The organism is Thomasclavelia sp. (genome assembly GCF_017889095.1).
In the GTDB taxonomy this organism is placed as follows: domain Bacteria; phylum Bacillota_I; class Bacilli_A; order Erysipelotrichales; family Coprobacillaceae; genus Thomasclavelia.
Window position 1 is genome coordinate 1 of sequence record NZ_JAGHEW010000148.1, and the last position, 6,210, is coordinate 6,210.

Annotated in this window: 9 protein-coding genes; 6 read left to right on the top strand and 3 right to left on the bottom strand. The window is 27.6% G+C overall.

From position 1 onward, the window contains the following. The 3 genes from J7M77_RS06825 to J7M77_RS06835 all read left to right on the top strand — a co-directional run. A partial coding sequence (locus tag J7M77_RS06825; protein ID WP_296877085.1) for a hypothetical protein occupies nucleotides 1-257 on the top strand: 257 nt, incomplete at its 5' end. Nucleotides 258-828: 571 nt separating this feature from the next. Beyond that, complete coding sequence (locus J7M77_RS06830) at nucleotides 829-1,218, top strand: hypothetical protein (protein ID WP_296877086.1); 390 nt, start codon at nucleotides 829-831, stop codon at nucleotides 1,216-1,218. Further along, a complete protein-coding gene (locus tag J7M77_RS06835) occupies nucleotides 1,193-2,080 on the top strand; it encodes a hypothetical protein (protein ID WP_296877087.1) in 888 nt (295 codons plus the stop codon). The genes J7M77_RS06830 and J7M77_RS06835 overlap by 26 nt, the downstream gene beginning before the upstream one ends. 18 nt (nucleotides 2,081-2,098) lie before the next feature. Here J7M77_RS06835 and J7M77_RS06840 read toward each other — a convergent pair whose 3' ends face one another. Then, nucleotides 2,099-2,275 (bottom strand): hypothetical protein, encoded by a 177-nt coding sequence (locus tag J7M77_RS06840; RefSeq protein WP_296877088.1) that lies wholly within the window; start codon nucleotides 2,273-2,275, stop codon nucleotides 2,099-2,101. Nucleotides 2,276-2,718: 443 nt separating this feature from the next. Between J7M77_RS06840 and J7M77_RS06845 the strand changes: the two genes are divergently transcribed. The 3 genes from J7M77_RS06845 to J7M77_RS06855 are packed head-to-tail and all read left to right on the top strand — an operon-like array spanning nucleotide 2,719 to nucleotide 4,847. Further along, nucleotides 2,719-3,525, top strand: coding sequence for a hypothetical protein (locus J7M77_RS06845; RefSeq protein ID WP_296877089.1), 807 nt, complete (start codon nucleotides 2,719-2,721; stop codon nucleotides 3,523-3,525). Continuing rightward, nucleotides 3,515-4,159, top strand: coding sequence for an ABC transporter ATP-binding protein (locus J7M77_RS06850; protein WP_296877090.1), 645 nt, complete (start codon nucleotides 3,515-3,517; stop codon nucleotides 4,157-4,159). The genes J7M77_RS06845 and J7M77_RS06850 overlap by 11 nt, the downstream gene beginning before the upstream one ends. Then, nucleotides 4,152-4,847: a hypothetical protein gene (locus J7M77_RS06855; protein ID WP_296877091.1), complete on the top strand. Its 696-nt coding sequence runs from the start codon at nucleotides 4,152-4,154 to the stop codon at nucleotides 4,845-4,847. Before J7M77_RS06850 ends, J7M77_RS06855 begins: the two co-directional genes overlap by 8 nt. A gap of 273 nt (nucleotides 4,848-5,120) precedes the next feature. On the opposite strand, the gene J7M77_RS06860 is transcribed toward J7M77_RS06855, so the two are convergent. Further along, entirely contained in the window at nucleotides 5,121-5,288 is a 168-nt protein-coding gene (locus J7M77_RS06860; RefSeq protein WP_296877092.1) for a hypothetical protein, read from the bottom strand. A 573-nt stretch (nucleotides 5,289-5,861) separates the two neighbouring features. Next, on the bottom strand, nucleotides 5,862-6,210 hold a 349-nt coding region (locus J7M77_RS06865; protein ID WP_296877093.1), incomplete at its 5' end, for a hypothetical protein.

The window sequence follows — 6,210 nt, forward strand, 5'->3', positions numbered from 1 at the left end:
TATCGGTTTTATTAACTGGAATGGGAATGTGTGTTGTCTATCCTTTTACACTATATGAAAATCATATATGTTATGAAATAAGAGAAGCTCAAAAAATCACTTCATTTCAAATTGCTTTTAATTTAGTGGGTGGATTAATATTTCCAATAGCTTTAGGACTTTTTATGACGTATGTTTCTACAAATCTATATATATGGTTTCAATTAACTCTCATTATTATTGCTGTTGTTATACGATTAATTATTTCATTGGAATAAATAGTGAGAAAGAATAAGTATAAAAAATATTAAAAATAACTGTTATTTAAAATACATTATGTATATTGTAGTACAAAAATTTAGTGATGATAGAAATTTGCTAAAAAATTGTTTTTTTAGAACTTTGTTACCAGGAATCAAATCAATTAATATACTTTATATAAGATATAAAAAGAATAGATAATAATCAAGCATTATAGTAAAAAGTAAATTAATTATTTTATTAAATTTGATTGACTATTTTTAACAGAATAAAACTCTGAATTTAGATGTTTCATATAATTAATCAATAAAAATATATGATTTTTAAATTGAAAAACTATACACTTGCATCTTGTATTCAATCAAATAAAAATTAACTTTTATTTGATTTCTTTATTGAATGTTTTTGCATCGATAACATTTTTCCTAAAATATGCATGAGAAATAAATAATTATTTTCGAAACTATCTACTTTTGTTCAATAATAATGTAGTTTGATCAAAGTCTATTCACTATTTTTTATTTTTAAGTAAAATAATTTACGTAGATTGTTAGCGTATCTGCAAAAAAAGAAAAAGGAAGAATGAAAATGAAGAAGTTAAGAAAAATTATTGTTACAAGTTTATGTGCAGGTATTTTATCTATTAGTGCGGTAAGTGCAGCTGGATATGTGGGATATAAGTTACCTCGATTCCAAGGAAATAATTATACTAATGCACATTCAAAAACTACATCTGCAAATTACATAACAAATAAGCTTGAAAATGTTGAAGGAACCCATACTGTAACTTTTTGGGCAGCCAATTCGACAAAAAGACAAATTTCAAATGATCATGATCAAAAGAAAGGTAACACTTCTAACATTAAATTTACAACAGGTGGATATGCTGGAAAAGGTATACAAATCATTTTAGGTATGGAAAATGCTAGCTGGTCTATTGATACAGCATTCTGTGCCGGAACAGTTAATTTTAGATAGGAAACTGCTAAAGCAGTTTCTTTTTAAAAATATGATTAAACAGGTTAAAATCGAAATAAAAAACTCGATAAATCAAATCGAGTTTAAATTTACATTTGCAGCTATCCTTTTAGTAAGTTTAATTAGTATCCTGCTGAACTGTTATCTAGACTTCGGTCATAACATTTTATCTATAAGATCATATATCGACAATTCTATGTACGTCAGCATTAAAGCAAGAGCTATTATCAATATTTTTCAATATTTATCACCTTTGCTTGTTATGACAGTTTATTCATCCAGTAAATGGAAAGAAGAAAAAAACGGGATGCAGACAATGATAATTACCCGAATAAAAAAGAAAGACTATTACGTTTCTAAATTTATTGCCAATTTTGTGCTGGTTTTCAGTGTAATTTTATTTTCAGGAATAATAAATTTAATTATTTCCTATATCGTTTATCCAGCTGTCGGTTTTGATAACCGCTGGGGAATGCCGGTATATGATATTATTCTGGGATATGATCAGAATATTTTATTTGATTTTTTAAGAATTCAAAACCCTCTGATCTATATATTATCAAAAATTTTGCTGGTCAGCATTTTTTTAGCAGCAGTTTCCAATATTCCATACTCTTTAAGTTTTATTAAACCGTTCAGTCAGATGGAATTTATACAAATCTGTATTATGTCATTTATCGGCATAGCCGGGATCAGTATTATTGGAATAATTTTTGATCTAAGTTTTTTAAACTATATTTCATATATGGTAATTGATGCAAATATATCCTTTTTGAGTGTATGTGTATCAGTAATAGTATTGAATTTATCAGAAATCTTGATTTTAATAAAAGGAATAAAAAAATATGAAACAATTCATTAACAGGGATCAGATTAATAATTATATTTTTTTAGCAGCTGTTGAAATGATAATTCTATTTATGTTTAAAAATGCCGTAAATACTGATGACATCATGGCAAATACTTTTTCAATTATAATTATTGCTGTATTTATTGTTCCGGTAGTACTGTCATATTTTTCTGCTGACATATTGCCGATATTTAATAATATGATCATTCCAAGGTTTCAGACGAAAAAAAAGTTATTCTATTTCATTATTGAAAAGATTTTCTTAGGTTCATTTAAGATCGTATGCATATTATTACTGCCGGTACATTTTGCTGCTGTATTTATTTATCAGATCGATTTCTTCATGATAATGAGATATTATATCAGCTTTGTTATAAATATCATGATTATCTGCGTGATCTTTATGATCGTATATTTTAAGATAAGAAATAAAAATGTAGCAGTTATTATAACTTACTGCCTATGTAATATTACCAGCCTGCTAAGCAGCCTGTTTAGAGAAAATAATATCCCTAATTTAGTAGCACTGATGCTGTTTAAATATGAAAACAAAATTATTTTAATAAGTGTTATGGTATTATTCATTATTCTGCTGGCTGTCATTTTATATAAAAATATCTGCAAGTCAGAAATACTGGGAGAATCTAAAAATGTTTTATAAATTTATTACAAGAAATAGAGAAATACTGATAAAGATATTATTTCTGATTGCCGTGTCTTTTACCCTTAAATATGTCACTCATAGAGGTTTTGCAGCAAGCGAGTTATTAGGTACATATCAAATATATATGGGCGGTATTTTTTTAGAAGAGAGTGCATCAATGCTGCAGATTATTTTATTTCTAATGACTTCGGCATTATTTATATATTGGATACCGTATGAAATTATCAGGGAAATAAAAGAAAATGAAATATATATAAGATACCGGTTTGAAAAAAATACTAAACTTCTGTTCTTTGTTTCTATTAAAAATATCTTTTACTGTCTGTTTTATCAGTTTATTAATGTAATCATTGTTATTTTAATAACTTTTCAGTTTGATCCTATACAAATAATTGGCGGTGAATTTATAAAACTGCTGATAACATCAACGATTCAGCTTTTAATTATCCTGTTTATAAGTGAATTCTTTCTGTATCGTTTCAAACTGGAAATAGGAATGGTTTTTTCATTATTATTAATTGCTGGTCCAGTTATTATATCAGGAGTTATAATAGATAATTTCCCGTCTAATATTGAACTTTGCAAATTTATTCCTTTAAATCATGGCAACTATAACTACTATTATCCTTCTGTATATATTTTATATGATATGCCTGTAACCTATTCTGCATTGCCTGATTATAAATATATGTTTATTTTGATAAGTCAGGTCACTGAACTGATTATAAGCATCGGTGGATTAATGTATGCAGTCAACAGAAAAGATCTAATTGGAGGTAATTATGAAAATTAATATAAATGATATTTCAAGAGAAATAAAATCAAATATGATTTTAAATCATATAACTTTAGAATTTGAAAGCGGAAAAATTTACGGATTATGCGGTCATAACGGGTCAGGTAAAACGATGTTACTGCGTGCTATTGCCGGTCTGATTCAAATTGACAAAGGTGAGATTGTAATTGGTCATCAGACACTTCATAAAGATATTGACTATCCCCCTGAAATGGGATTAATTATTGAAACACCTGCTTTTTTTAAATATTATACCGGAATGGAAAACCTGCTCTATCTATCACAAATCAGAGATAAAATTTCTAAACCGGATGTTTTAGAAGCGTTAAAACGGGTCGGATTAGACCCTGATGATAAAAGAACTGTAGCTAAATATTCACTTGGAATGAAACAGAGACTGGCTATTGCACAGGCAGTCATGGAAAAACCGCAGCTTATCTTGCTTGATGAGCCAACTAATGCATTAGATCAGGATGCCATTTTACAGTTCAAAAAGATTATAACTGAGGAAAAAATGCGTAATGCCTGTATAATCATTGCAACTCATAATCAGCAGGACATAGATGAACTGTTTGATGAAAAAATATATTTAAATTACGGAAAAGTAGAAAGAGTGGAAAAAAATGACTAGAAGTACAAAGATATATTTTTTAGCTGTTTTAATTTTAATCAGTACAGCCATAGGATATGCAGTAATGACTAAATATTCTTTTGCCGGTGACTATAATTTAAGTAAAATCAAAGAACAGTGTGATCTTGATAACTTTATGTATTCAAATGATGAAGAAAGCATATATTTCAATAATTCAATAAGCAGTTTAGATGAATTAGAAAAAAACAGTGACTTAATTGTCAAGGTACAATCATTAAATGACAGTACACTATTTTATAACAGTGTAGAAACACCTGTAAAAATTGTAGATGTTTATAGCAGCAGCGATGATCTAAAAAAAGGCGATATTATCTATATTCAGGAACCGGTATCTGTCTCCTATCAAAAAAACATGGAAAATATCACTTCAATAAGGGGATATGTTTTAATGAACCCTGATCAGGAATATATATTATTTTTAAAACATTTAGAAAAAGTAGATGGCTATAAATACAAGAATAATGAAAAAATTACATATTTGCCTATATCAGCCAGATTTGGTAAATACTGTAAAGAAGAAAAGCCTAAATTTATTGATCCATTACAAATTGATTCCGGTGAGATATACTATCGTGACTTTAAAAATTCATCAGCTGTTTTTATTGATAATGAGGAACTGACAAAATATAATTCAGTATCATTACAAGTTTATGATAAATATTATTGATACCAAATATTACTTGTTTAGCTTTCATAAATATTGTTCAAATAGCAGAGAAATAAAACATAATAGTTTTATGGACTATCTTGATAAAAAATATAAATCTTAATTTATATCAATAAGTTTTTATATCATTACATTTAAAAATATTTTATATATATTCAGTAGAAATAATTATATGATTTATTTATCATAAATTAATACATACTCTTGTCTATAAAAATCAAATCTAAAAGAATATAAAATAATCTAAATTTTTAATTATTATATATTATTTACTCATAAAATATATGATGTTTTACATCTTTTATTCAGCTTATGTTCAATATGCATTGTCAGCTGATGTTTCTCAACATATTGCTTATAGACGATACAGAATTGTGTATATTTCAAATATGATTCATTGAGTGCAATACTTTCTTCAATATATTCTTCCCACAAAATCATAAGAGTCACACCTTTTCGATTGAGTTCCTGATGAATATGATTGCAGTCGGGTTGCCTATGAATACTTTTTATTTCCTTCCATTAAAATGCGTGTGGATAAATCTACAAAACAATTTTAACACCAGGAGGCTTTGTTTTATATAATAACTAATAAAATTGTCGTCATTTTGATTAACGCACTGTTATCACTTCATTAACATGGTGCCGTCAGCAAACTGAAATATTCACCAGAATAAGGAAACCTCTTAGGTGTAACTCTTATTCTGTGAGTGTCAGTGCAAATCAGGAAACTTAGTCTAGGGCATAATCGTTAGGTTATGCCTAAAAGAGACGCAGAAGTCGAAGGGCCTATAAGTGAATTGGTAGGCCGAATTGCAAATAACTCATATAATAATATATTATTAGAAGGATCTTCAATGAGAGAAGAATATCCTAAATTAAAATGATTACAAAGTCGGCCTATGCAGATTGGCTCTCTTTGCGTTTTGGATGGCTCTGATTAAAGGATAACAAGTGGTTCTCATATACCGAACAGGGTGGCTCTGCCACCCGTTATATTCATTGAGTATATTTTTATGATAAAATGTCAATATTATATTTAATTTCAATTCTATAATTATGACCATTAAGATTGTTTTCGAACTGCATGATTAAGTCGTTTGTTCTAATCGTGTTTTTTTCTTTTCTTATATATTTGACATTTTTCAAAGCATTTACAAAACCTTCATCAATATTACTTACATCTGTTTTTCCATTATGAAATCTTTTATGATTTTCATCTGGTCGAAGTATTAAACATTTTGAAGTCGTTCCAACAAAAAAATAAGTTGTTTCTTCTTGGAATATAAGTACATTATTATAATTTTTAACGACTTCATCATCAATATAATACGTTATATTGATACAACCATCTTCTATGGCA